Below are 26330 nucleotides of genomic sequence, written 5' to 3'. Positions count from 1 at the left end.
GAGCGCTTGCGATTTTTTTATTGCCCGCGTGACCTTTATATCCTTTCTTATACGGGTAGGATAATTTGAAAATATCCACAAAATACCTTATAATTAGACCTATAGTTAGAAAGAGGTGAGATTATGGGATTCACAGATGAAACAGTTCGCTTTGAATTTGATGATTCAAGTAAAAAAGAGATGAGTGAGACTCTTCTTTCTGTTTACAGGGCACTTGAAGAAAAGGGTTATAGTCCGATTAATCAAATGGTAGGTTATGTCTTATCAGGGGACCCGGCATATATCCCTCGTCACAATGATGCTCGAAACATGATTCGTCGCTTTGATCGTGATGATATCGTTGAAGAGTTAATCAAATCATATTTAAAGAATCAAGGTGCAGATATTTGATGGAAAGAATTTTAGGCCTAGACGTAGGTAGTAAGACTGTGGGAGTTGCTGTAAGTGATCTCCTTGGAATTACTGCCCAAGGTCTTGAAATCATAAGGATTGACGAAGAAGCAGGTGATTTTGGATTAGAACGGATGGATGAGCTTGTAAAAGAGCAAAAACCAGGTCGTTTTGTCCTGGGTCTACCAAAGAACATGAACAACACACTTGGCCCAAGGGCTGAGGCCAGCCAAAGGTACGGGGCTCTTCTTGAAGAGCGTTATGGTCTTCCAGTTGACTACCAAGACGAGCGTTTATCAACAGCAGAAGCTGAGCGGATGCTTATTTCAAATGATACCAGCCGTGGTAAGCGTAAGCAGGTTATCGATAAGTTAGCGGCGGTAATTATCCTGCAAAACTATTTAGAAATCCACAGATAAGAAAATAAAGATAGGAAAGAGAAGACAATGACAGAACATAATCATGATCACAATCACGACCACAATCAAGAATTCATTACTTTAATTGATGAAGCAGGAAATGAGTCACTTTATGAAATTCTTTTGACCATTGATGGCCAAGAAGAATTTGGTAAAAACTACATTCTTGTTGTTCCAAGCGGTGTTGAGGAAGATGAAAATGGCGAGATTGAAATTCAAGCCTATGCTTATACTCAAGACGAAAATGGCGTTGAAGGGGAACTTCAACCAATCGCTGAGGATGCTGAAGAAGAATGGAATATGATTGAAGAAGTATTCAATTCATTTGTTGAAGAAACAGAAGAATAAAAAAGTTCTGGGAGTAATCCCAGGATTTTTTTTACTTTTGAAGCCTCTGCTTATTGGAGGACAAGGAGACCCTTGTTTACCTTAATTGCGAAAACTTCCTTTTTTTGCTATTATTGACTTAATATTTTGGAGATGGAGTTAAGATGAGTAAAAAAACCTATGCCCGCCGTTTTAGTAAAAATGGGCGTGCCAATAATGAACCCAGTAAACCCATAGATGAACCATTAAGGGATGATGAGGACTTAGAGTCAACATTTGAATACCTAGAAGAAGAGGCAATTGAAAATCAGCCTACCCATAGTACCAGCGGATATGCTGAAAGCTATAGAAAGTTGAAGACCTATCCCTTGATTATTCTTTTGGCTATTTTAGTGTCCTTTAGCTTTAAATCTATGCCCCTAAACCCTTTTAGTCCAGCAGAAAAGGTTGCAGAAAATCTTTATTCTGGGCTTGCCATGAGTCACGGTCAATATCCTTATGAGCATTTTTATTCAAATGACGGGATTATCTTCTTTTTGATAAATCAGCTGGGGAATCTAAGTAATGATACTTGGATTTTATGGGGGATTGAGCTTTTATGCTTGATTGTTTCATCAATCATGCTGGGCAGACTTATCCTTAAAAATGGCGGCAGCTATAAATTAGCGAGAATTTCTAGTATTTTTAACCTTGTCCTAATTTTTATCCTGGCAGGAGGGGGAGACTCTTCAGCTCAGATGGCTATCATACCGCTGATAGCTTCAGTCGATATTCTTCTTGATTACTTCAAGGGAGAGGTTTCTGATGGTAAGTTTTTCCTTTTAGGTCTTTACCTGACTGTGGGAATCCTTATAATGCCTGTAGTATTTATCTTTGCCGTCGTAGGGATTTTATCTTATCTGGTTTGCGGTCTTGCAAGAAAGGCATTTGGTCAAACTTTATATCAGTTGATTCTTTTACTTCTTGGAGCCATGCTTGTCATCTATCCAGCCTGCTACCTTCCTTTGAAGGATCAGTATCTGGGCCTTGCCTATGAACAGATGTTTGTCCTACCTTTCAAGGGAATGGCCTTTGATATGGAAGGTTTGAAAACAGCAGGCCTCTACCTTCTTATTTTCCTAAGTTTATTTGGTCCCAAACTAGTGGGTGGTTTAAGAGCTAGAAGGCCCTTCTTCCTAAGCCTCTTTATGAGTGCCCTTCTTACCATTCTAGTTTTAGCCTTTCTACCAAATAATTCCTTTGCCTCTTTAATTATTATCCTTCCTTTGGTGGTTCCATTTATACCATCGATGTTTGAGGATATTCCTAGGCAAAAACTTAGTATCTTGACCTATCTTAAGCTCAATTGGTTCTTACCTGTAGTGGGAATCTTGGCCCTTGGTTCCTACTCACTCTTTGGGCTTTTAAAGAGTATGGAGCCTTATCAGGAGGAGATGCTGGTTGCCAATATGATTAGCTCAGCCAGTGAAGCAAATGATAAGATTCTTATTCTTGACGACGGTAAGGATATTTATAATCTATCAAGGAGGGTGGCTAGTGCTGTTCCAGTCCCTAGCTACTATCCAGCTAAATATATGACTGATTATAACCAACGCTTTAATGAAAAAACACCTAAGTTTATTATTGCTGACAGCCAAAAGGAAGTCCCAGAAAATATAGCTAGAATTTTAGAAGAAGCTTATCTACCGGTCAAATTTGATGCACCAAGTTATAGTATTTACGAAAAAGCACTTAGTGATGAGGCAATCGCAAGATCTTCTAGTGAACCTGCAACTAGTGAGCCAGCTTCTGAAAGTAGCTCAGAAGTTCTTGATGTAAGTGGTCTAATCATATCTGATGATGAGATGCCCGCAGATACGGAAAATTTTAGTAATTAAAAAATCCTACGTGAGTAGGATTTTTTTTACTTTTCTTACCTTCTTTTAATAAGCTTTGATTTCAGCTACAGTTTTGTCATCCAAACGACGGGCTACTTCAGTTAGAAGTTTAACTGTGTTTAGGTAATCATCTTCGTGGATGATTGAAGTGTGACTGTGGAGGTAACGCACAGGAACAGTGACCGCAAGGCTTGGTACACCATTGTGGCTTAGGTGCATTTTACCAGCATCAGTCCCACCACCAGCGATTACTGTTAGCTGGTAAGGAATGTGTAATTCGTCAGCTACATCAGTTACAAAGTTTAAAAGTTTTTGATGGGGAATCATTGAAGCGTCAAAGATAAGGATTTGAGGCCCCTTACCAAGCACGCTATCAGCTTCCTTAGGAGTCATCCCTGGAGTATCACCAGCTGTACCAGTATCAACAGCAAAGGCGATGTCTGGGTTAACTAGGTGGGTTAAGGTTTGAGCTCCTCTTAGACCAACTTCTTCCTGAACATCTGCTCCAAGGAACATTTGGTTGTGGACTGTGTCGTCACCTTTAAGGTTTTCAAGTACCTTAAGGACAATAGCAGTTCCGATACGGTTATCCCAAGCCTTACCAAGGAGGAATTTACCACCATTTAAACGAGTTGCCTCAATTCTTGGTGTAATCATGTCACCAGGACGAATCCCAAGGGCTTCAACCTCTTCGCGGCTTGACATACCAAGATCGATAAACATGTCCTTAATGTCATAAACCTTGTTACGAACCTCAGGGCTTAAAACGTGCGGTGGCTTAGATCCAGTAACACCTTGAATCTTGTCCCCTTTTCTTGTTGTAATAGTAACCTGTTGGGCAAGCATTACTTGTGCCCACCAACCACCGATGGTCTGGAATTCGATAAAACCATTATCAGTGATTTTTGTTACCATGAAACCAACCTCGTCCATGTGGCTTGCCATAAGGACACGCGGTCCTTCTTGACCAAGGCGTGCAACAACACTTCCAAGACCGTCAAATTCAATATCAGAAGTATATTTTTTAGCTTCCCTTTTGAAAATCTCACGGACTTCACCCTCATGACCAGCAATACCGTCGGCATTACTTAGTTCATATAAGAATTGTTCTTCATTAATGTTCATTTTTAACCTCCTAAAATTCATGTTCATTCTATCATAAGTTTCTCATATATTAAAGTGTCACTGTTTTTTCTGGGACATAGCATATCTTGAAATCCTGGATTTTCCTGGTTAAAAAATCAGCTCAATGCACTTTCGATTGACCTATAAGCCAGATAATCCATCAAGTTATAATCAAGCTTGGACAAGTTTTTTTGATGAATTAAGACTTTTGCATCTTGTCTTATAGATACTACATATAGTGTTAGATGTTGTTTTAGGACGGAAATAACACAATATATGGTGGTAGTCAAGATTGAAATTAAATATTATTTTGTTATACTTAAATCTATACAAGGAGAGCCAAATGGATTTAATTGAAAAATTAGAGGATGAAAAAATTATGGAAATTCAAGTTATTAAGCGTGATGGTAGGGTGCTTGATTTTGAAGTTGAAAAAATCTACAATTCCCTACTTAAGGCTAGTAAAATAGAAGGTGGAGATGAATCAGCTAAAGTCAGCCAGCTGCTTGATAGCATCTTATCAGATCTTGCCACAAATTCTAGTCAGCAAATTGAAGTCTCTGAAATTCAAAACCTCATTGAAAGAATTCTTAAAGAAAATGGAGAGTTCAATCTGTATGAATCCTATAGGACCTATAGGATTAAACAAGATGAGGCTCGTAAGCAGGCAACTGACATTAACTTTACCATTGATAAACTTTTAAATAAGGATCAGGCTGTGGTCAATGAAAATGCCAACAAGGACAGTGATGTCTTTAACACCCAAAGGGATTTGACGGCGGGGATTGTTGGTAAGTCAATTGGTCTGCGTCTTTTGCCAAGTCATGTGGCCAATGCCCACCAAAAGGGTGATATTCACTACCATGACCTTGATTACCATCCGTATACGCCCATGACCAACTGTTGTTTGATTGACTTTAAGGGCATGCTTCGTGACGGCTTTAACATTGGTAATGCTGAGGTGGTATCACCCAAGTCGATTCAAACGGCAACAGCTCAGATGAGCCAAATCATCGCAAATGTTGCTTCAAGTCAGTATGGGGGCTGTTCAGCCAACCGGGTTGACGAACTACTTGCTCCCTACGCCAAATTGAACTTTGAAAAACACTTGGCTGATGCCCGCGAGTGGGTAGCAGAAGACCGTCAGGAAGAGTATGCCTATGCCAAGACTAAAAAAGACATCTATGATGCCATGCAGTCTCTTGAGTATGAGATTAACACCCTCTTTACATCAAATGGTCAAACCCCATTTACATCTTTAGGTTTTGGTCTGGGAGAAGACTGGTTTGCCCGTGAGATTCAAAGGGCCATTTTAGAAATCAGACTAAAGGGACTTGGCCGCGAGGGACGGACAGCCATCTTCCCAAAACTTATCTTTACTTTAAAAGATGGGCTAAATCTACATGAGGGCGAGCCCAATTATGACATCAAAGAGCTAGCTCTTGAATGTGCCACAAAACGCATGTATCCAGATGTCTTAAGCTATGACAAGATTGTTGAGCTCACAGGCAGCTACAAGGTTCCAATGGGTTGTAGGTCATTCTTACAGGGCTGGAAGAATGACCAGGGTGAAGATGAGGTTGAAGGCCGCATGAACCTGGGGGTTGTGACCCTTAACTTGCCAAGGATTGCTCTTGAATCAAAAGGTGACATGAACCGTTTCTGGGATATTTTTGGAGAACGTTTGGACATCTTGCGTGATGCCCTTGTCTACCGGATTGAACGCGTCAAAGAAGCAAGCCCAGCCAATGCTCCGATTCTTTACCAAAATGGGGCCTTCGGAGGACGCTTGGCTAAAACAGACTCAGTTGATGAGCTCTTCAAAAATCGCAGGGCTACAGTTTCCATGGGATACATTGGGCTTTATGAGGTTGCGACAGTCTTCTACGGGGGGAACTGGGAGTCGAATCCTGAGGCTAAAGAGTTTACCCTGGACATCCTAAAATTAATGAAGCAGACCGCTGAAGCCTGGTCAGACGAGTATGACTACCATTTCTCAGTCTACTCAACTCCTTCAGAGTCACTGACTGACCGCTTCTGCAAGCTTGATACGGAAAAATTTGGTGTCATTGAAGACATCACAGACAAGGAATACTATACAAATAGTTTCCACTATGACGTCAGAAAGAACCCAACCCCATTTGAGAAGCTGGACTTTGAAAAAGACTATCCAGTCTATGCCAGTGGCGGATTCATTCACTACTGTGAATACCCCATGCTCCAGCAGAATCCAAAGGCTTTAGAAGCTGTTTGGGACTATGCCTATGACCGAGTTGGCTACCTTGGTACCAATACTCCAATCGACAAATGCTATGAATGTCATTATGAGGGCGATTTTGCACCAACTGAGCGAGGCTTTAAATGCCCTAACTGCGGTAATTCAAATCCTGCAACAGTTGATGTGGTTAAAAGAACCTGCGGTTACCTGGGGAATCCTCAGGCTCGTCCAATGGTGAATGGTCGCCACAAGGAAATCAGCAGCCGGGTTAAGCATATGAACGGTTCAGTTGGCCATATTTTAGCTGATTAATTAGTTGGTTAATTATCTAAAATAGAACATTAATTAATAGAACCTTAGAAAATTAGGAATAAGTATTAAAAAAAGATAAGGAGGTAGTTATGGGAAAATATCAATTAGATGACAAGGGACGTGCTCAAAATCAAAAGTTCCACGAGAAACATTCTAATGTAAAATCAGACAAGCAGGCTCGAATTTTAGAGATGCGTGCTAAATTTTTAGCTGGTAAAAAAGGACAAGCTGCTAATGAAGAATCCAAAGCCTAAAGAGTGGCTAGCAGAAGATTTAAGCCAGAATTACATAGCTGATTATAAGCCCTTTAACTTTGTTGACGGCGAAGGTGTGAGAAATAGTCTCTATGTATCGGGTTGTCCTTTCGCCTGTGAGGGCTGTTATAATGCAAGTGCTCAAAGTTTCCGCTTCGGTAGCCCCTATACTAAGGAGATTGAGGAGAGGATTATGGCTGACATGAGAGAATCTTATGTTCAGGGCTTGACCCTTCTTGGCGGTGAACCCTTTTTGAACACAGGCGTAGTTCTTCCACTGGTTAAAAGAATCAGAAGGGAGCTTCCTCAAAAGGATATTTGGTCATGGACAGGCTATACCTGGGAGGAGCTCGCACTTGATAGCACGGATAAACTTGAATTACTGGAGAATATTGATATTTTGGTCGATGGTCGTTTTGATATTAATAAAAAGAATCTTCTTCTTCAGTTTAGGGGATCAAGCAATCAAAGGATTATTGATGTAAAAAAATCACTTGAAGCAGGGCGCCTTATTCTTTGGGATAAACTGAAGGATGGTAGTACAAGCTTTGAGCAGGTTGACCGCAATAAATTATTATAAAAGGAACACTCGTTTAAAGTACGGGTGTTTTTTTCTATAGTCTCTATAAGTTTAGAAATTATTCAGAATTTTTGATACAATACTATTAAAATAAAGGAGGAAGATATGGTTCGTATACAAGATGATTTATTTGAAGCAGTTAACAAGGATTGGTTGGAAAAAAGTGAGATTCCAAGTGACAAACCAAGAATGTCTGCCTTTGATGAGCTGGTGATTAATAATGAGAAAACCCTCATGGAAGATTTTTCAGGTCCTGTTGATTTTGCAGAGCCTGTAATGCATGAATTTATTAAATTTTATAAAAAAGCAGGAGATTTTGAAGCTCGTAAGAATTTTGGAGTGGAGCCTGTAAAAGCTGAGTTGGCCCGAATTGAAGGAATTAAAGACTTTGCTGATTTTGATGAAAATTTGGCAGATCTTATTTTAAATTCAAGTACAACACCGCCTTTTGGACTTTCAGTATCTCCTGATATGAAGGATGCCATCCATAATGCCTTATATTTTTCAAGTGTTGGACTCATCCTGCCTGATACAAGCTATTACGCAGAAAATCATCCTAGAAAAGATGAACTTTTAGCCTTTTACCGTCAAAATACCATTGATATTTTAAAGGAGTTTGGCTATGACCAGAACAGGGCTGAAAAATTAGCTGATGATACATTGAAGTTTGATTCTCTCTTGGTTCCTTATGTAAATACAAGTGAGGAGTGGGCTAAATATGCAGATCTTTATAATCCAGTAGAGATTGGCGAATTTGTAGGTAAGCTTACAACAGTTGATTTCGACCGCTTAATGAGAGGGCTGATTGGGGAGCTTCCTGACCGAGTTCTTGTTTATGAGAAAAGGTTCTTTGAAAACTTTAATAGCCTTGTAAATGAAGAAAATTTTGAACTTATCAAGTCATACATGCTTGTTATGGCAGCGAGATCTGCGACAGGTTACCTATCAGATGATCTTCGAATTTTAGGTGGAGCCTTTGGTCGTTTCCTAAGCGGTATTTCTGAGGCCCGTAGCCAGGAAAAACATGCCTATGACCTTGCGACAGGGCAATTTTCTCAAGCAGTTGGACTTTATTATGGTCATAAGTATTTTGGTGAAGAGGCCAAGCAGGATGTTAAACGTATGACTGCTCAAATGATTAAAATCTACCAGGAGCGTCTAAGTGACAATAATTGGTTGTCTAAGGAAACAATTGGTAAGGCCATTGAAAAACTTGATGCCATGACAGTTTTTATTGGCTATCCAGACAAGTTACCTGAAATCTACAACAAATTTAGGGTAGGAGACGCTAGTATCTATGAGGATGTTCAAGGCTTTAGCAAAATCCGCACTCGTAGGCACTATGAAAAATACTCTGAGGATGTAGACAAGACTGAATGGCATATGCCAGCTCACATGGTAAATGCCTACTTTAGTCCAGACAGTAATACCATTGTCTTCCCAGCAGCTATTCTCCAAGAACCTTTCTATAGTGTAAGTCAAAGCAGTAGTCAAAATTACGGGGGGATTGGAGCTGTTATTGCTCATGAAATCTCACACGCCTTTGACAATAATGGTGCTCTCTTTGATAAATTCGGTAACATGGAAAATTGGTGGACTGAAGAAGATTTCAAGGCCTTTGAAGAGAAGCAAAAGCTGATGATTGATGAGTTTGAAGGACTTGAGATTGCAGGTGGCAAGGTTAATGGAACCCTTGTTGTTAGTGAAAACATCGCAGATGCTGGAGGGCTTACAGCAGCCATGACAGCAAGCCAGCTGGAGCCAGATGCTAATCTGCGTGAGGTCTTTGAGCAATGGGCTACCGTTTGGCGGAATAAAGCCAAGGACGAATACACACAAATGTTATTAAGCTCTGATGTCCATGCTCCAGCCAAACTTCGGGCAAATGTCCAACCAACCAACCTGGACGAATTCTTTGAAGTCTTTGATGTTAAAGAAGGAGACTCTATGTGGCGGGCCCCAGAAGATAGGGTTAAAATTTGGTAAAAAGCTTTCTATTTATGAGGAACTTTTATCAGAGTATTTTTATCAAAAATAAAATGTAAAAAAATATAAAAAAAGCTTGACATTAATACTAACTAGTGTATAATGGAAAGAAATAGTTTGTCGGTACACCTGGTATGAAATATTGTCCATACGGGTGTAGTGAGCAGCGGTGAAGGAATTGACCGTTGCTTTTTTTGCCGTTTTAGACCTTATTTTTCAGGCTAAGTTACTGAAACTTAAACCTTCTAAATTTTCAGACTACTTTAAAATAACTATTTATAAGCAATGATTTGTAAAATAGGAAAGAGGAGAAACTACATTGGCAGGACATGATGTTGCCTACGGTAAACACCGTACAAGACGCAGTTTTTCGCGAATCAAAGAAGTTCTTGATTTGCCAAATTTAATTGAAATCCAAACAGATAGCTACCAGCAATTTCTTGATGAAGGCTTTAAGGATGTATTCCAAGAAATGCTTCCAATTAATAACTTCACAGATACAATGGAGCTTGAGTTTGTTGGTTATGAAATGCGTGAGCCTAAATATACAATCGAAGAAGCTCGTGCTCATGACGCAAACTACTCAGCACCAATCTTTGTAACCTTCCGCCTTATTAATAAGGAAACTGGAGAAATCAAAACTCAGGAAGTCTTCTTTGGTGACTTCCCACTTATGACTGAAATGGGAACCTTCGTTATCAACGGAGCTGAACGTATCATCGTGAGTCAGTTGGTTCGTAGCCCTGGTGTTTACTTCCACGATAAAGTAGATAAAAACGGTAAAGTTGGATATGGCCACACTGCCATCCCTAACCGTGGTGCCTGGTTCGAACTTGATACAGATGCTAAAGATATCGGTTATGCTCGTATTGACCGTACTCGTAAACTACCATTTACAGTAATGATGCGTGCCCTAGGGTTTGGTGCTGATTCAGAAATCTTTGAGATTCTTGGGGACTCAGAAATCCTTCGTAACACAATCGAAAAAGACATCCACAAGAATCAAAACGACACTCGTGTTGAAGAAGCTCTTAAAGACATCTACGACCGTATCCGTCCAGGTGAACCAAAAACTGCTGACTCATCTCGTAACCTTCTTGTGGCAAGATTCTTCGACCCACGTCGTTATGACCTAGCACCAGTTGGACGTTACAAGGTAAACAAAAAACTAGCTCTTAAGAACCGTCTTTTAGGTCTTACACTTGCTGAACCTTTAGTTGATCAAGAAACAGGAGAAATCCTAGTTGAGGCTGATACTCTTGTAACTCGTGAAGTTCTTGATAATATCACTGAAGCTCTTGATAATGGTTTAGCTACAGTTACTTACTACCCGTCAGATGATGCAGTATTAAACGAAGCTGTTAACCTTCAAGTAGTTAAAGTTTACTCACCTCTTGACCCAGAACGTGTGGTTAACGTGATTAGTAATGGTCAAATTGACTCTGAAGTTCGTACAATTACCCCAGCTGATATCATTGCAAGCATCAACTACTGGCTTGGTCTAAATGATAACATTGGTAAGGTTGACGATATCGACCACCTTGGTAACCGTCGTATCCGTTCAGTAGGTGAACTACTTCAAAACCAAGTTCGTATCGGTCTTAGCCGTATGGAACGTGTTATCCGTGAACGTATGTCAAGTCAAGACAATGAGAACATGACTCCTCAAGCTCTACTTAACATCCGTCCAGTTGTAGCTGCAATCAAAGAATTCTTTGGGTCATCTCAACTTTCACAATTCATGGACCAACATAACCCGCTTTCAGAGCTTTCGCACAAACGTCGTCTATCAGCCCTTGGGCCTGGTGGTCTTACACGTGACCGTGCTGGATATGAAGTTCGTGACGTACACTACACCCACTATGGTCGTATGTGTCCAATCGAGACCCCTGAGGGACCAAATATCGGGCTTATCAACAACCTTTCAAGCTACGGAAAAATCAACAAATACGGATTCATCCAAAGCCCATACCGTAAGGTTGACCGTGCGTCAGGTCTTGTAACTAGCGACATCCACTGGCTAACAGCTGATGAAGAAGATAACTACACAGTAGCACAGGCAAACTCTCCACTTAATGAAGATGGAACTTTTGCAAATGATACTGTAATGGCTCGTCACACAGGTAACAATATTGAGGTATCAACTGAACTTATTGACTACATGGACGTATCACCTAAACAGGTAGTAGCGGTTGCGACAGCTTGTATTCCTTTCTTGGAAAACGATGACTCAAACCGTGCCCTTATGGGAGCGAACATGCAACGTCAGGCAGTACCACTTATTGATCCACACGCACCATTCATCGGAACTGGTATGGAACACCAAGCAGCCCACGATTCAGGAGCGGCTCTGATTTCAAAACACGCAGGAACTGTTGAGTTCGCTGATGCTGCTGAAATCCGCATCCGCCGTGAATCTGGAGAACTTGATATCTACAACGTAACTAAGTTCCGTCGTTCAAACTCAGGAACTTCTTACAACCAACGTACTCTTGTTAAGGTTGGAGACAAGGTAGATGCAAGTGAGATTATCGCTGACGGCCCATCTATGGAAAATGGAGAAATGGCCCTTGGTCAAAACCCACTAGTTGCCTTCATGACATGGGAAGGGTATAACTTCGAGGATGCCGTAATCATGAGTGAACGTCTGGTTAAAGATGACGTTTATACATCTATTGCCATTGAAGAGTATGAATCAGAAACACGCGATACAAAGCTTGGGCCTGAAGAAATTACTCGCGAAGTACCAAACGTTGGTGAAGAAGCCCTTAAGAACCTTGACGAATTCGGTATCATCCGTATTGGTGCTGAGGTTAAAGAAGGTGACCTTCTAGTTGGTAAGGTTACACCAAAAGGTGTAAGCGAACTTTCTGCAGAAGAACGCCTCCTTCACGCAATCTTTGGTGAGAAATCACGTGAAGTACGTGACACATCTCTTCGTGTACCTCACGGAGCTGACGGTATCGTCCACGACGTTAAGATCTTCCGTCGTGAAAATGGGGATGAGCTTGCAACTGGTGTTAACATGCTGGTTCGCGTATATATCGTTCAAAAACGTAAAATCCACGTTGGGGATAAAATGGCCGGACGTCACGGAAACAAAGGGGTTGTATCACGCATCCTTCCAGTTGAAGACATGCCTTACCTTCCAGACGGAACTCCAGTCGATATCATGCTTAACCCTCTAGGGGTGCCATCACGGATGAATATCGGACAGGTTATGGAGCTTCACCTAGGAATGGCTGCTCGCCAACTAGGAATCCACATCGCAACTCCAGTCTTTGACGGAGCAAATGATGACGACATCTGGAACACAGTTAAAGAAGCTGGTATGGCAGATGACGCCAAAACTGTCCTTTACGACGGACGTACTGGTGAACCATTTGACAACCGTGTATCGGTTGGTGTCATGTACATGATCAAACTTCACCACATGGTTGACGATAAACTCCACGCTCGTAGCGTAGGACCTTACTCACTAGTTACCCAACAACCACTTGGAGGTAAAGCTCAATTTGGTGGACAACGTTTCGGGGAAATGGAAGTTTGGGCCCTTGAGGCATACGGAGCTGCTTACATCCTACAGGAAATCTTGACCTACAAGTCAGATGACGTTACAGGACGTACTAAGGCATATGAAGCAATCGTTAAGGGTGAACGCATCCCTCGTCCAGGTGTTCCTGAATCATTCCGCGTACTTGTTAAAGAGCTACAATCACTAGGTCTTGACATGAAAGTACTTGATGATGAGGATAACACACTTGAACTTCGTGATCTTGATGATGATGAAGATGATGGAATCCACGTTGATGCCCTTGAAAAAGCCCGTAAGGAACAAGAAAAATTACGTGCTGAAAACCTTGCTGCAGAAGAATTAAAGGCTGCTCAAGAAATCAAGGAAGTACAAGCAAACGAACTTGAATCTGATGCAGATGGCAAGTAAGTTATACTTTAACTTTAGTAAAAATAGATAATATAGATTTTGAGAACTTACGTTGATAAAGGGCACAGATGCCCTTTATCAAGTTTTATATAGCTAGGAGAAAAAATCTTGGTAGATGTTAATAAATTTCAGAGTATGCAAATATCTCTGGCTTCACCACGCCAAATCCGTACTTGGTCATACGGTGAAGTAAAAAAACCAGAAACAATCAACTACCGTACACTAAAACCAGAACGTGAAGGACTATTTGATGAACGTATCTTTGGTCCTACAAAAGACTGGGAGTGTGCCTGTGGTAAATACAAGCGTATCCGTTATAAGGGTATCGTCTGTGACCGCTGTGGGGTAGAAGTTACCCGTGCTAAAGTACGTCGTGAACGTATGGGACACATCGAGCTTGCGGCTCCTGTAACCCACATTTGGTACTTCAAAGGAATCCCTTCTCGCATGGGTCTTGCCCTAGATATGAGCCCACGTGCCCTTGAGGAAGTAATCTACTTTGCCTCATACGTGGTAATCGATCCAAAAGACACTCCAATGGAGAAGAAAACTCTTCTAAGTGAACGTGAATACCGCGAAAAAATGCTGGAATACGGCTACGGATCATTCGTTGCTAAGATGGGTGCTGAAGCCATTCAAGACCTACTTATGGACGTTGACCTTGACCGTGAAATTGTTGAGCTTAAAGAAGAGCTTAAAACAGCAAGCGGACAAAAACGTGTTAAGGCTGTTCGTCGTCTGGACATTCTTGATGCCTTCCGTAAATCAGACAACCAGCTTGACTGGATGGTAATGGATGTACTTCCAGTTATTCCACCAGATTTACGTCCAATGGTTCAACTTGATGGTGGACGTTTTGCCACAAGTGACCTTAACGACCTTTACCGTCGTGTTATCAACCGTAACAACCGTCTTAAACGTCTGATTGAGCTTAACGCTCCTGGAATCATCGTTCAAAATGAGAAACGTATGCTCCAAGAGGCAGTTGATGCCCTAATCGACAACGGTCGCCGTGGTCGTCCAATTACAGGACCAGGTAACCGCCCGCTTAAATCTCTAAGCCACATGCTTAAAGGTAAACAAGGACGTTTCCGTCAAAACTTGCTTGGTAAACGTGTTGACTACTCAGGACGTTCAGTAATCGTCGTTGGTCCAACTCTTAAGATGTACCAATGTGGTCTTCCAAAAGAGATGGCAATCGAGCTATTTAAACCATTCGTTATGGCTGAACTTGTTAAACGTGAAATGGCAGCCAATGTTCGTGCGGCTAAACGTAAGGTTGAGCGTATGGACGAAGACATCTGGGATGTTTTAGAAGATGTAATCAAGGAACACCCAGTTCTACTTAATAGGGCCCCTACCCTTCACAGACTTGGTATCCAGGCCTTTGAACCAGTCCTTATCGACGGACGTGCAATCCGCCTTCACCCACTTGTATGTGAGGCCTACAATGCCGACTTCGATGGAGACCAAATGGCCGTCCACGTACCACTTTCTGAAGAAGCTCAAGCTGAAGCTCGTATCCTTATGCTTGCTGCTGAACACATCCTTAACCCTAAAGATGGTAAGCCAGTAGTAACTCCATCACAGGATATGGTCCTAGGTAACTACTACCTAACTATGGAAGAAGCAGGACGTGAAGGTGAAGGAATGATCTTCTCAAATCCTGATGAAGCAATCATTGCTTGGCGTAATGGTTACGTTCACCTGCACACACGTGTTGGTATCGCAACTAACTCACTTGAAAAACCTTGGACACAAGATCAAGAAGGTAAAATCCTACTTACAACTGTTGGTAAGATTCTCTTCAATGCAATCATGCCTACAGAGTTCCCTTACCTAAATGAGCCAACAATGGACAACCTAACAAGTCAAACAGATGACCGTTACTTTGTTCCTGCTGGAGGAAATGTTAAGGAAGCAATCGAAAATCTTGACCTTGTAGCACCATTTAAGAAAAAATATCTTGGTAATGTAATCGCTGAAGTCTTCAAACGTTTCCGCACTACAGAAACTTCTGAAATGCTTGACCGTCTGAAAGATTTAGGTTACCACCACTCAACAAAAGCTGGTCTTACAGTGGGTATCGCAGATATCCCAGTCGTTGAAGAAAAACAAGAAATCATCGATGCAGCCCATGAAAAAGTTGAGACAATCACCATTCAGTTCCGTCGTGGTTTAATCACTGATGACGAACGCTACCAAGCTGTAACAAACGTTTGGCGTGGAGCTAAAGAAGAGCTTGAAAAACGTCTGATTGAAACTCAAGACCTTAAGAACCCAATCGTTATGATGATGGACTCTGGGGCCCGTGGTAACATCTCAAACTTCTCACAGCTTGCCGGTATGCGTGGACTTATGGCCGCTCCAAATGGACGTATTATGGAGCTTCCTATCATCTCAAACTTCCGTGAGGGTCTTTCAGTCCTCGAGATGTTCTTCTCTACTCACGGAGCTCGTAAAGGTATGACCGATACAGCCCTTAAGACTGCCGATTCAGGTTACTTGACTCGTCGTCTAGTAGACGTAGCCCAAGACGTAATCATCCGTGAAGATGACTGTGGAACTGACCGCGGACTTATCATCAGTGCTATCACTGACGGTAAAGAGATGGTTGAACCACTTGATGAGCGTCTAGCAGGACGTTATACTCTACAAACTGTAACTAATCCTGAAACTGGTGAAGTAATCATTGGTATGGATGAGCTGATTACAGAAGATATTGCAGCTGCTATTGTGAAAGCTGGTATTGAACAAGTCAAAATCCGTAGCGTATTTACCTGTCGTACTCGTCACGGTGTATGTAAACACTGTTATGGTGTCAACCTTGCAACAGGTGATGCCGTTGAAGTTGGTGAAGCAGTTGGTACAATTGCAGCCCAATCAATCGGGGAGCCAGGAACACAGCTTACAATGCGTACCTTCCATACGGGTGGGGTTGCCTCAAGTGAAGATATCACTCAGGGTCTCCCTCGTATCCAGGAAATCTTTGAAGCTCGTAATCCTAAAGGGGAAGCAATCATCACTGAAGTTACAGGTGAAGTTGTCGAAATCACTGAAGAAGCAAGCACACGTACTAAGGAAGTAACTGTCAAAGGTGAAACTGATACACGTACATACACTGTACCATTCACATCTCGTATGAAGGTTGCAGTTGGGGACTTTGTTCACCGTGGTGCTCCACTTACTGAAGGATCAATCGAACCTAAACACCTCCTACAAGTACGTGACGCCCTATCTGTAGAAACTTACCTACTTGCAGAAGTACAAAAAGTTTACCGTTCTCAAGGGGTAGAAATCGGCGACAAACACGTTGAGGTTATGGTTCGTCAAATGCTACGTAAGGTTCGCGTTATGGATCCAGGGGACACTGACCTTCTTCCAGGAACACTTATGGACATCTCAGACTTCTCTGATGCCAATGAAGACACTCTTATCAAGGGTGGAGTCCCTGCGACATCACGTCCAGTCCTTATGGGGATTACAAAAGCATCTCTTGAAACTAACTCATTCCTATCAGCTGCATCATTCCAGGAAACAACTCGTGTCCTTACAGATGCTGCCATCCGCGGTAAGAAAGACCACCTACTTGGTCTTAAGGAAAATGTTATCATCGGTAAGATTATCCCAGCGGGTACAGGTATGCAGCGCTACCGTAACATCGAGCCACAAGCTCATGTACCAGCAACTGAAGAAGTCTTAGAAGTAGTTGAAGTTACTGAATAACAGCTAATTTCCACCAACTTTTAACAAATAATAAAAAATACCCAAGGTTAATTCCTGGGTATTTTTTTATTGGCTGCGGAAATTCTCATATAATGGAAGTTTCCAGTAAATTTTTGGAAGTATCCTTCTTAAATGGTATTATTTTTATAATAAATTATAATAAAGGGGAATTAGTGGATGAATATATTTCTAAAAAATAGAGATTTTAGGCAGATGTCGATAAATGAATGGATTTCAGTACTTGGGGATACCATGTTTTATCTGGCCTTTATTAATTATGTGTCAGACTATAGGTTTGCTCCCCTGGCTGTCCTTTTGATTACCATTTCAGAGACAATTCCACAGATTATTCAAATCTTTACAGGAGTTGCAGCAGATTTTCAAAAAAATAGGATAAAAAAATATACCATTATTGCCTTTGCCAAATTTGTCCTTTATGCTGGTGTGGCCCTGATTCTTCTGGGCAGTCAGTTTAGCCTTCTATCGGTCTTTCTAATTTGTGGAATTAATCTAGTGTCGGATACCTTGGGTACCTTTTCTGGAGCCATGCTAACTCCCATTTATATGCGAATCATAAGTGATGATATGACTCAAGCCATGGGCTTTAAGCAGGCCAGCTCAAGCCTCTTTAGGATGGTAGGAAATCTTATGGGTGGCCTTCTAATCGGCTTTATCAGTATTGGTCATTTTGCGGTCATTAATGCCCTAACCTTTTTACTAGTATTTTTGGGTATTCTCTTGATTAAAAAAGATTTAAGCAAGTATGAAGCAGAGATTCCATCAGGCCGTCCCATGAGTGCCAGGGGATTTTTGGAGCACTTGAAAGAGTCACTAAAGATATTATTTGGCCTAAGTGATGTGGTTAAGCTTTTGGGAATTCTTTCCATTAGCCAGGCTGTTATGAGTATCCTAGTTCCTCTATCGACTCTCCTGCTTTTAGATAGCAATTTTTATGGCCTTGAAAATGGTCAAGCTATTGCTCTTCTTACAGTCCTTGAGCTTTTGGGTCTAGTTTTTGGTGGTTTCCTTAGTGGATCACTTTTAAAGAAGATGACAACCAGAAGTTCAATCTACTTGTGTCAACTGATGGAGCTTTTGATAATTTTTGGCTTTATCAGTCAAAACTTTCTTTTAGTTGTAGTTGGGGCCTTTGGAAATGCCCTTTCAGTTGGAGTTTTAAGCCCTAGGTTGCAAAAGGCAGTTTTTAGCCTAATTCCAGAAAAATCTATGGGAGCCATTCAATCAGCTATTTCAACCATTACAGTGGTCTTTCCAGGACTTTTATCCATCGCCCTCGTTGCAGTAGCAAGCTCCCTTGGAATCATGCCTGCAGCAATCTGTCTGGGAGTCTTAGTAGTCCTTGCCTTTGCTTTAATATTAAGTATGAAGGAAATTCCTGCCTAAGCCTTCTAAGCCACTAAAATACTATTTTATTTTAAATGTTTCAAGCAGGTTAAAGTCAGGTGATTAATCTCTTATTATCTTTACGGCCCAAGTCAAATTTGTTAGAATAGTAGAGCTGTAGCTAAGTAAGAAGCTATAAAAAAATGCCTTGAACTGTTTTTTCAAGAGCCGGAGGAAAAATGAAGGATTCACCGATAAAATATCGTCTGATTAAGACGGAAAAACATACAGGAGCCCGTCTGGGAGAGATTATAACCCCCCACGGGACTTTTCCAACACCCATGTTCATGCCAGTTGGAACGCTAGCAACTGTTAAAACTCAAAGCCCAGAAGAGCTTAAGGCCATGGGATCTGGGATTATTCTTGCCAATACCTATCACTTGTGGCTACGTCCTGGTGATGAGCTAGTTAAAAAAGCTGGTGGTCTCCATAAGTTTATGAACTGGGACCAACCAATTTTGACTGATTCAGGAGGCTTCCAGGTTTTCAGTCTGGCTGAAAGTCGCCATATTGAAGAAGCAGGAGTTAATTTTAAGAGCCACTTAAATGGCGAAAAACTTTTCCTAAGTCCTGAAAAAGCCATCCAGATTCAGAACAATCTAGGGAGCGACATTATGATGAGTTTTGATGAATGTCCGCAATTCTACCAGCCTTATGACTATGTTAAGGCATCAATTGAAAGAACCAGCCGCTGGGCTGAAAGGGGGCTTCGTGCCCACGAAAATCCAGATCGCCAGGGTCTTTTTGGGATTGTTCAAGGGGCAGGGTTTGAGGACCTTCGCCGTCAGTCAGCTCAAGATTTAATTAGCATGGATTTTCCAGGTTATTCAATCGGAGGTCTTGCTGTAGGTGAAAGTCACGAGGAGATGAATGCTGTTCTTGACTTTACAGCTCCCATGCTGCCTAGCAATAAACCCCGTTATTTAATGGGAGTTGGAGCACCGGATTCTTTAATTGATGGTGTAATCCGCGGAATTGACATGTTTGACTGCGTCCTACCGACCCGGATTGCAAGGAACGGAACTTGTATGACAAGTAATGGACGCTTGGTTGTAAAAAATGCTCAATTTGCTGAAGACTTTAGGCCAATTGATGAAAACTGTGACTGCTATACTTGTCAAAATTATACAAGAGCTTACGTCCGTCATTTAATCAAGTGTGATGAAACCTTTGGTATGCGTTTAACCTCAACTCACAATCTTCACTTCCTCTTAAACCTTATGAAACAGGTTCGCAAGGCCATTATGGACGACAACCTTCTTGAGTTTAGGGAGGACTTTTGTGAGCGTTATGGCTACAACAAGGAAAATGCCAAGCAATTCTAATTTGTTAAAGGCCAAGAAATTTGGTAAACTGTAGAAAGCAACATAAAAATCGGAGGTAGATATGGGTAGCCCATTTATTTTAGTAATGTTAGTCATGGTTGGGGGAATGATGTTCATGACCTCAAGACAGCAAAAGAAAGCTCAAGAAAGTCGTAAAAACTTACTTGATAGCATGAAGGTTGGAAGTTCAATTGTAACAATTGGAGGACTTCACGGTACTTTATTTGCTGTTAATAATGACCTTGGAACTATTGAACTTGACTGTGAAGGTGTTATCTTAACCTTTGACAAGTCTGCTATTAAAACTGTAAAAGAGCCAGCTGAGATTCAAGCTGAGGCTGAAAAGTTTGTAGCTGACAGCGAAGAAAAAGCTGATCAAGAAAGCCAAAGACCTTACGATACACCAATCGAAGAAGACAAATAAGAGGGCCTAGGCCCTTTTTTATCTGTATTAAAAATAATTTAATTATGGTAAAATAGGATATTAAATGTATGGAGCGACTATGTTAAATCTATTTAAAAATAAAGATATAAAAAATTTGGCTGATATCCCTGTTCCAAATCATGTAGGAATCATCATGGATGGGAATGGACGATGGGCTAAAAAACAGGGAAAACCTAGGGTTTTAGGTCATAAGGCAGGAATGGATTCCCTTCAAAGGGCAGCCATTCACGGCCAAAAAATGGGAATTAAGGTCATGACAGTCTATGCCTTTTCAACCGAAAATTGGACAAGACCTGATGCTGAGGTTAAGTTTATCATGAGTCTTCCCATTGATTTTTATGAGAAGTTTGTCCCTGTCTTAAACCGGGAGAACATCCAAATTAGAATGATTGGGGAAAGACAAGGTGTTCCAAGGGCAACCCTTGATGCCATCGATAGGGCAAGCCTTGATACCAAGGATAATACTGGGATGATTTTAAATTTTGCCCTTAACTACGGGGGCCGTAATGAGATTACCCAGGCTCTTAAAAAAATTGCAGGAGCTGTAAAAGATGGAAGCATTAATTTGGACGATATCAATGAAGATTTGATTTCCAAGCATCTTGAGACAGCCATTTTGCCTGAAGCTTATAGGGATCCTGACTTTATTGTTCGGACAAGTGGTGAGGAGAGGCTTAGTAATTTTCTACCCTGGCAGGCAGCCTATAGTGAGCTGTATTTTACACCCACCTTGTGGCCAGACTTTGATGAGGCCGAGCTTGAACGGGCAGTAGAAGTTTATAAAAAACGTGATCGAAGATACGGAGGACTTAAGTAGATGAGAGAAAGAGTTATTACTGGACTTGTAGCAGGAGGGATTTTTATTCTAGCCCTCTTAAAAGGTGGTTTAATCTTAAACCTTCTAGTAGCAGCCCTTGCTGTTATAGCTCTTAGTGAGCTGTTCAAGATGGCAGGTATCCCCTTCTTATCCCTTGAAGGAGGCCTAGCTTCTCTTGCCAGTCTTTCCTTAGTTCTTCCTATGAATACTTATTTTCCAAAACTTGGGGTTGACAGTCAGCTCATGCTTTTTACCTTCTTTATTTTTAGCCTGCTGGCTGGTATGGTCTTTTCAAAAGGTCAATACAAGTATGAAAATATAGGCTTTCCCTTCCTATCAGCCTTTTATATTGGAATTGGTTTTCAGAGTCTTTTAAATGCTAGATTGAATAGTTTATTTGTTGTATTTTTAGCCCTCTTTATCGTATGGGCAACTGATATCGGTGCTTATTTCTTTGGAAGTAAGTATGGTAGGCACAAGCTAATTCCATCAATTTCTCCTAATAAGACCGTTGAGGGTTCCCTTGGTGGAATTTTATCGGCAGTAGCTACAAGCTTTCTTATGGCCATCATTTTCTCCAAGTATGCACCTAATATTTCCCTAGGGAAGCTTCTTTTCCTAACCATCATCTTTAGTGTGGTAGCTCAGCTTGGAGACTTGGTTGAAAGTTCAATCAAACGTCAGTATAGGGTCAAGGATTCAGGTAATATCTTGCCTGGTCACGGGGGGATTTTAGACCGTTTTGACAGTCTTTTATTTGTCTTTCCCATCATGCACCTTTTTGGTCTTTTTTAAGATTAGGATATGAAAGCAATGAAAAAAATTTGTTTACTAGGTGCTACAGGATCAATTGGATCAAGCACCTTGGATATAATTGAAAATAATCCCCATAAATTTGAGCTGGTTGCCATAAGTTTTGGGCAAAATATGGCTCGAGCCAGAAATATTATTGATTATTTTAAACCAAGCTATGTAGCAACTCAATCAGAGGAAAATGCAAATCTTTTAAAAAATGATTACCCCGATTTACAGGTTTTTTATGGTGATAAGGGGCTGGTTCAACTTGCTCAAATCGACTATGACTTACTTTTAAATGCTGTTATGGGAAGTGTTGGTCTTCTTCCGACCATGAAGGCCATCGAACTTGGAAGAGATATTGCTATCGCTAACAAGGAAACCTTGGTTGTTGCTGGAGATTTTATTATGCCAGCAGCCAGGGAGCGTGAGGTGAACATACTTCCTGTTGATAGTGAGCATTCGGCCATTTTTCAACTCCTTGAAGGGGTGAAAAATTCTGACCTAAGGGATATAACTATAACAGCCAGTGGAGGAAGTTTCAGAGATAAAAAACGCTCAGAACTTACTGGAGTTAGCGTTGAGGATGCCTTAAACCATCCCAATTGGTCCATGGGAGCAAAGATTACAATTGATAGTGCCACCATGGTTAATAAGGGTCTTGAAGTAATTGAAGCCCATCACCTTTTCAATCTTGACTACGAGCGAATCAATGTTCTCATGCACAGGGAAAGTGTTGTCCACTCTCTTATAACTACTCACGACGGAGCCATGTTTGCAGAACTTGGAGCTAGTGACATGAGGCAGCCCATCCAGTATGCCCTGACCTATCCCAAGCACGAACCCTTGGTTAAGGAGAAAGCTTTTTCCTTGGCTGACATGGCTTGCCTTCACTTTGAAAGAGCTAATTACGAGCGATTTCCCATGCTTGCCCTAGCCTTTAAGGTTGGTCGCCTTGGCGGAAGCTTCCCTGCTGTCTACAATGCAGCAAATGAAATAGCAGTAGCTGCCTTTCTAGCAGGTCAAATTGAGTTTTTAGACATTGAAGCTGTTATTGAAAGGGCAGTCGCCTGTCACACAGAAGTAGACCAGTTGAGTCTTGAAAAATTAATCGAAATTGACCAGCAAACAAGGCTGTTAGTCAAGGAATGGATTGAAAGTGGAGATCTAGGCTTTGAATCTCAAGGAGGTTAGAAATGGAAGTTATTAAGACATTAGTTACATTTATTATAATCTTTGGTGTAATTGTAATCGTTCATGAGTTTGGTCACTTTTACTTTGCCAAAAAGGCTGGTATCCTTGTCAGAGAATTCTCAATTGGCATGGGCCCCAAATTATTTGGTCATATTGGTCGCGATGGAACGGCCTACAGCATCAGAATGCTTCCTCTTGGAGGATATGTCCGCATGGCTGGCTGGGGTGATGATGATACAGAAATCAAAACAGGAACCCCTCTTGGGTTAACCCTTATTGACGGGCAGGTGACAAGGATTAATTTGAGGCAGGGGGCAGGTTACTTGGAAGAGCTTCCTATGTTTGTAACCTCCTATGACTTTGAAAATGCTCTCACCATTACAGGTGAGGTTGCAGGAGACGAAAGAACCTACCCGGTAAACCATGATGCGACTATTGTTGAAGCTGACGGGACAGAGGTTAGGATTGCCCCAAGTGACGTTCAATATCAAAATGCCAGTCTTCCTGGACGTTTGATGACAAACTTTGCAGGGCCCATGAATAACTTTATTTTGGGAATTCTTGCCTTTATCCTAGCAGCCTTCCTGGCTGGAGGTGTTCAAGACCTTTCAACCAACCAAATTGGTGAGGTGGCAAGTGACTCTCCTGCAGCTCAAGCAGGCCTTGAGAGTGGAGCTTACATTGAAAAAATTAATGGTGTTTCCATTTCAAACTGGGATGATTTGACCAAAAATATTGGGGAAGGTAATGGAAGTAGCCTGACCTTTGACGTCATTCAAGATGGCCAAAGTAAAGAGCTTCAAATTACCCCTAAAAAGGTTGATGACCGTTATTTGGTGGGACTTTCTCCCCACATTAAAACAGGATTTATGGATAAGATAAGCTATGGTTTTAGCGAGTCTTTAAGTGCTTCTACAGCCATTATTAAGGCCTTGGGAGACTTGATAGTAAAACCTAATATCAATAAGTTGGGTGGTCCAGTTGCCATGTATCAAATGAGTGGGACAGCAGCCCAGGCTGGTCTTTCAACAGTTGTTAAATTTATGGCCATTTTATCAATTAATCTTGGAATCTTTAATCTAATTCCAATTCCAGCTCTTGATGGAGGTAAAATTGTCTTTAACATAATTGAAGCCATCCGCAAGAAACCGATAAGCCCTGAAAAAGAAGGAATAATTACAGCAGTAGCCATGGTCTTTATGATTATCCTGATGATTGCTGTAACCTGGAATGACTTTATGAGACTATTTTAGTAAGTGAAAGGAACTATAGACATGAAACAATCAAAAATGCTAATCCCAACCTTAAGGGAGATGCCAAGTGATGCCCAGGTAATTAGCCACGCTCTCTTGGTGCGTGCAGGTTACATCCGCCAAATTTCAGCAGGGATTTACTCATACCTGCCTTTGGCCAACCGCGTCCTTGAGAAATTCAAGAATATCCTACGTGAAGAATTTGAAGCCATTGGAGCAGTTGAGCTTCTTGTACCAGCCCTTTTAACAGCCGACCTATGGAAGGAAAGTGGCCGCTACCATACTTACGGGGAAGACCTCTACAAGCTTAAAAATCGTGATAACTCAGATTTTATCTTGGGTCCAACTCATGAGGAAACAATGACAGCCCTTGTAAGAGATGAAATCACCTCTTACAAGAAATTACCATTAAACATCTACCAAATTCAGCCAAAATACAGGGATGAAAAACGTCCACGTTACGGTCTTTTAAGGGGTCGTGAGTTTATCATGAAAGACGGTTACAGCTTCCACTCAAGCTATGATAGCTTGGATGAAACTTATAACGACTACAAGATGGCCTATGAAAATATCTTCAGCCGTGCTGGTCTGAACTTTAAGGCAATTATTGGTGACGGGGGAGCTATGGGAGGAAAGGACAGCCAGGAATTCATGGCTATCACTCCAAGCCGTACCGATCTTGACCAGTGGCTAATCCTTGATAAAAGTATCAGCTCCCTTGATGAGATTCCTGAAGATGTTCTTAACAATATCAAGGAAGAGTTAACTTCATGGTTGGTTGCGGGAGAAGACACTATCGTCTACGCTGACGGCGGAGATTACGCTGCTAACCTTGAAATGGCAACAAGTGAATTTAAAAAATCAAATTCATACACTGAGCCCCTTTCACTTGAGAAAGTAGCAACTCCTGATGCCAAAACAATTGATGAAGTATCAGCCTTCTTGGATGTCCCAGTTGAGTCGACTGTTAAGACCTTACTTCTTGTAGCCGATGAAAAACCAGTCGTGATTCTTTTACGCGGGGATGATGAGCTAAATGAAGTTAAGCTTACTAACCACTTGGGAGCAAGTGATCTTCGTCCGGCAACAGAAGATGAAGCAGTTGAGCTATTTGGAGCTCACTTTGGCTCTCTTGGACCAGTTGGTCTTAAGGAGGATACTTACGTCCTTGCTGACCGCCTAATTGAAGTGATGGATAATGTTGTAGTTGGAGCAAATGAAGATGGCTTCCACTATATTAATGCCAACCGTGACCGTGATTTTGAAGTTTCAGAATATGTTGACCTTCGTACAGCCAAAGAAGGTGAAGTGTCACCTGATGGGCGTGGTAACTTAAAATTTGCCCGTGGTATCGAAATTGGTCATATCTTTAAACTTGGAACTCGCTACAGTGAGTCAATGGATGCTAAGGTTCTTGATGAAAATGGCCGTGCAATTCCAATCATTATGGGTTCATATGGTATCGGTGTCAGCCGTATGCTCTCAGCTATTCTTGAACAATTTGCCCGTGTTTACGTTGAAAAGACACCAAAGGGTGATTTCAAATATAGCTGGTCAATTAACTTCCCACAAGGGCTTGCACCATTTGACGTTCATTTGATTCCAGTCAATACTAAGGATGAGGTTGCAGCTGAATTAACTAATGAACTTGAAAGCAAGCTTCGCGAGGTTGGTTATGAAGTTTTAGTTGATGACCGTAATGAACGTGCAGGGGTTAAGTTCGCTGATAGTGATTTGATTGGACTTCCAGTGCGTGTTACCGTTGGTAAAAAAGCAAATGAAGGAATTGTTGAAGTTAAGATCCGCTCAACTGGTGAAACCATTGAGATTAATAAGGATGAGTTGATCGATACAATTAAGATTTTAAATAAGTAATATAAGTAAATAAGTAAGGAGAGTTAAAAGTAATAAGATAATTATTTTTAGCTCTTTCTTGCCTT

The 26330-nt window shown here is 41.3% G+C and carries 19 protein-coding genes; 18 read left to right on the top strand and 1 reads right to left on the bottom strand.

All coding sequences use genetic code 11. From position 1 onward, the window contains the following. Positions 1 to 123 precede the first annotated feature (123 nt). The 4 genes from OZX68_06610 to OZX68_06595 all read left to right on the top strand — a co-directional run bounded on the left by OZX68_06610 (position 124) and on the right by OZX68_06595 (position 3013). A complete protein-coding gene (locus OZX68_06610) occupies positions 124 to 390 on the top strand; it encodes an IreB family regulatory phosphoprotein (protein WEV60585.1) in 267 nt (88 codons plus the stop codon). After that, positions 390 to 809: a Holliday junction resolvase RuvX gene (gene ruvX / locus OZX68_06605; GenBank protein WEV60584.1), complete on the top strand. Its 420-nt coding sequence runs from the start codon at positions 390 to 392 to the stop codon at positions 807 to 809. The genes OZX68_06610 and ruvX overlap by 1 nt, the downstream gene beginning before the upstream one ends. 27 nt (positions 810 to 836) lie before the next feature. Then, complete coding sequence (locus OZX68_06600) at positions 837 to 1157, top strand: DUF1292 domain-containing protein (protein WEV60583.1); 321 nt, start codon at positions 837 to 839, stop codon at positions 1155 to 1157. A gap of 143 nt (positions 1158 to 1300) precedes the next feature. Then, positions 1301 to 3013, top strand: coding sequence for a hypothetical protein (locus OZX68_06595; GenBank protein WEV60582.1), 1713 nt, complete (start codon positions 1301 to 1303; stop codon positions 3011 to 3013). A gap of 45 nt (positions 3014 to 3058) precedes the next feature. On the opposite strand, the gene OZX68_06590 is transcribed toward OZX68_06595, so the two are convergent. Further along, positions 3059 to 4138, bottom strand: coding sequence for a M42 family metallopeptidase (locus OZX68_06590; protein WEV60581.1), 1080 nt, complete (start codon positions 4136 to 4138; stop codon positions 3059 to 3061). Positions 4139 to 4490: 352 nt separating this feature from the next. On the opposite strand from OZX68_06590, the gene nrdD reads away from it, so the two are divergent. The 14 genes from nrdD to OZX68_06520 all read left to right on the top strand — a co-directional run bounded on the left by nrdD (position 4491) and on the right by OZX68_06520 (position 26265). Beyond that, positions 4491 to 6668: an anaerobic ribonucleoside-triphosphate reductase gene (gene nrdD, locus OZX68_06585; protein WEV61394.1), complete on the top strand. Its 2178-nt coding sequence runs from the start codon at positions 4491 to 4493 to the stop codon at positions 6666 to 6668. A gap of 89 nt (positions 6669 to 6757) precedes the next feature. Continuing rightward, positions 6758 to 6922 (top strand): hypothetical protein, encoded by a 165-nt coding sequence (locus OZX68_06580; GenBank protein WEV60580.1) that lies wholly within the window; start codon positions 6758 to 6760, stop codon positions 6920 to 6922. Beyond that, positions 6903 to 7502, top strand: coding sequence for an anaerobic ribonucleoside-triphosphate reductase activating protein (nrdG, locus tag OZX68_06575; GenBank protein WEV60579.1), 600 nt, complete (start codon positions 6903 to 6905; stop codon positions 7500 to 7502). The genes OZX68_06580 and nrdG overlap by 20 nt, the downstream gene beginning before the upstream one ends. Before the next feature lie 105 nt (positions 7503 to 7607). Next, positions 7608 to 9488: a peptidase M13 gene (locus tag OZX68_06570; GenBank protein ID WEV60578.1), complete on the top strand. Its 1881-nt coding sequence runs from the start codon at positions 7608 to 7610 to the stop codon at positions 9486 to 9488. Between the two features lie 319 nt (positions 9489 to 9807). Then, positions 9808 to 13431, top strand: coding sequence for a DNA-directed RNA polymerase subunit beta (gene rpoB, locus OZX68_06565; GenBank protein WEV60577.1), 3624 nt, complete (start codon positions 9808 to 9810; stop codon positions 13429 to 13431). 108 nt (positions 13432 to 13539) lie between these two features. After that, on the top strand, positions 13540 to 17157 hold the full coding sequence (rpoC, locus tag OZX68_06560) for a DNA-directed RNA polymerase subunit beta' (GenBank protein ID WEV60576.1): 3618 nt from the start codon (positions 13540 to 13542) through the stop codon (positions 17155 to 17157). Positions 17158 to 17334: 177 nt separating this feature from the next. Next, entirely contained in the window at positions 17335 to 18561 is a 1227-nt protein-coding gene (locus tag OZX68_06555; protein WEV60575.1) for a hypothetical protein, read from the top strand. Positions 18562 to 18740: 179 nt separating this feature from the next. After that, positions 18741 to 19886 (top strand): tRNA guanosine(34) transglycosylase Tgt, encoded by a 1146-nt coding sequence (gene tgt / locus OZX68_06550; protein ID WEV60574.1) that lies wholly within the window; start codon positions 18741 to 18743, stop codon positions 19884 to 19886. Positions 19887 to 19947: 61 nt separating this feature from the next. After that, positions 19948 to 20310 carry a preprotein translocase subunit YajC gene (gene yajC / locus OZX68_06545; GenBank protein WEV60573.1) on the top strand — a complete coding sequence of 121 codons (363 nt, stop codon included), beginning with the start codon at positions 19948 to 19950 and terminating at the stop codon, positions 20308 to 20310. Positions 20311 to 20389: 79 nt separating this feature from the next. Further along, positions 20390 to 21148, top strand: coding sequence for an isoprenyl transferase (locus OZX68_06540; protein WEV60572.1), 759 nt, complete (start codon positions 20390 to 20392; stop codon positions 21146 to 21148). Next, positions 21149 to 21943 carry a phosphatidate cytidylyltransferase gene (locus OZX68_06535; protein ID WEV60571.1) on the top strand — a complete coding sequence of 265 codons (795 nt, stop codon included), beginning with the start codon at positions 21149 to 21151 and terminating at the stop codon, positions 21941 to 21943. It abuts the gene before it with no gap. 18 nt (positions 21944 to 21961) lie between these two features. Further along, positions 21962 to 23137 (top strand): 1-deoxy-D-xylulose-5-phosphate reductoisomerase, encoded by a 1176-nt coding sequence (gene dxr, locus OZX68_06530; GenBank protein WEV60570.1) that lies wholly within the window; start codon positions 21962 to 21964, stop codon positions 23135 to 23137. A 2-nt stretch (positions 23138 to 23139) separates the two neighbouring features. Then, positions 23140 to 24390: an RIP metalloprotease RseP gene (gene rseP, locus OZX68_06525; protein ID WEV60569.1), complete on the top strand. Its 1251-nt coding sequence runs from the start codon at positions 23140 to 23142 to the stop codon at positions 24388 to 24390. 21 nt (positions 24391 to 24411) lie between these two features. Beyond that, on the top strand, positions 24412 to 26265 hold the full coding sequence (locus tag OZX68_06520; protein ID WEV60568.1) for a proline--tRNA ligase: 1854 nt from the start codon (positions 24412 to 24414) through the stop codon (positions 26263 to 26265). Positions 26266 to 26330 lie beyond the last annotated feature (65 nt).

The organism is Streptococcaceae bacterium ESL0729 (assembly GCA_029391995.1).
GTDB lineage: Bacteria > Bacillota > Bacilli > Lactobacillales > Streptococcaceae > Floricoccus.
The sequence above is the reverse complement of the archived record's forward strand: the minus strand, read 5'-3'. Positions and strand labels throughout refer to the sequence as shown.